Source organism: Pseudomonas sp. GM24, from assembly GCF_000282235.1.
Classification (GTDB): domain Bacteria; phylum Pseudomonadota; class Gammaproteobacteria; order Pseudomonadales; family Pseudomonadaceae; genus Aquipseudomonas.
The window spans coordinates 1-1,817 of the sequence record NZ_AKJR01000344.1 but is presented as its reverse complement, the minus strand read 5'-3'; the positions used below and the strand labels follow the sequence as shown (position 1 = coordinate 1,817).

General features: G+C 60.6%; 1 protein-coding gene. It reads left to right on the top strand.

Annotation, left to right across the window (positions count from 1 at the left end):
- The first annotated feature begins 137 nt into the window (after positions 1–137).
- Positions 138–1,721 (top strand): glutamate--cysteine ligase, encoded by a 1,584-nt coding sequence (gene gshA, locus PMI23_RS28095; protein ID WP_007917923.1) that lies wholly within the window; start codon positions 138–140, stop codon positions 1,719–1,721.
- Positions 1,722–1,817: the final 96 nt, after the last annotated feature.

Genomic DNA, 1,817 nt, shown 5'->3' with positions numbered 1-1,817 from the left:
CCTGCGGCAGCTCCTACAGGTATGTGTGCGGCTGACCGGCTAGAAAAACCAGGCGATAACGCCAGTTTCAACTTCACCCTTGTAGACCGTCCTGCCCACCCCCATATTGGGGCGACTGACGCGTGAAGGAATCCAAATTGAGCGAACTTCTCAACCGCCGCCTGGCTCTGCTCGGCGAGCGCGCTAACCTCTCTCTGCTCGAGCAGTGCCTGCACGGTATCGAACGTGAATGCCTGCGCGTGACCAGCGAAGGTCGCCTGGCGCAAACGCCGCACCCCGAAGCCTTGGGTTCCGCGCTGACCAACGAACAGATCACCACCGACTACTCCGAGTCGCTGCTGGAATTCATCACGCCCGCCCTGCCGGATCCGGCTGATACCTTGGCGAGCCTGGACAAGATTCACCGTTTTGCCTACAGCAAACTCGGCAACGAGTACCTGTGGAGTCCATCGATGCCGTGCCCGTTGCCGGCCGAGGAAGACATCCCGATCGCCTATTACGGCACCTCCAACATCGGTCAGCTCAAATACGTCTACCGCAAGGGCCTGGCCCTGCGTTACGGCAAGACCATGCAGTGCATCGCCGGGATTCACTACAACTTCTCCCTGCCGGAAAAGCTCTGGCCGCTGCTGCGCGAGACCGAAGGGTTTGTCGGCACTGATCGCGATTTTCAGTCGTTTTCCTACATCGCGCTGATCCGTAATTTCCGTCGTTACAGCTGGCTGCTGATGTACCTGTTCGGTGCATCGCCTGCGCTGGACGCCGGTTTCCTGCGTGGTCGTTCGCATCAGCTGGAACAGCTCGATCCGGACACCTTGTATCTGCCGTACGCCACCAGCCTGCGCATGAGCGACCTCGGTTACCAGAGCAACGCCCAGGCCGGTCTGACCCCGTGCTACAACGATCTGGCGAGCTACACCGACAGCCTGCGCAAAGCCGTTGCGACGCCGTACGCGCCGTACGTTGAAGTCGGCACGCACCAGGATGGCGAGTGGGTGCAACTCAACACCAACATCCTGCAGATCGAAAACGAGTACTACTCCAACATCCGCCCGAAACGCGTGACCTACACCGGCGAGCGGCCGATTCAGGCGCTGGTGGCCCGTGGCATTCAGTACGTCGAAGTGCGTTGCCTGGACATCAACCCGTTCCTGCCAATGGGCATCGACCTCACCGAGTCGCGCTTCCTCGACGCGTTCCTGCTGTATTGCGCGCTGAACGACAGTCCGCTGCTGACCAACACGTCGTGCGGCAACGCCACATCGAACTTCCTCAGCGTGGTCAAGGAAGGTCGTCGTCCGGGTCTGCAATTGCAGCGTGACGGTGAGTCGGTGGAGATGAAGACCTGGGCGGCCGAACTGCTGGAGCAAATCGCGCCACTGGCGGCGTTGCTGGATCAGAGCCATGGCGGCGATGCGCACAGCAAGGCACTGGACGTGCAACTGGCCAAGGTCAGTGATCCGTCCCTGACGCCGTCCGCGCAGGTGTTGGCGGCGATGGCTGAGCATAAGGAAAGCTTTGCGCAGTTCTCGTTGCGTCAGAGCCAGGCGCATGCCGAGTTTTTCCGTAGCGAGCCTTTGGCGGCGGATGAGCAGGCGAAGTTCGAGGAGCTGGCGCGTACGTCGCTGGCAGCGCAGGCTGAGCTGGAGCAGAACGAGGTGGGGGATTTTGACGTGTTTGTTGGGTCGTATCAGGCGAGTATTTTGGCGATCAGCAACTGAAGAGCCCCTCACCCTAACCCTCTCCCAGAGGGAGAGGGGACTGACCGTGTTGTCAGTTCGAGCTACACCGACCTGAACGACCAAGTCGAACTCAGG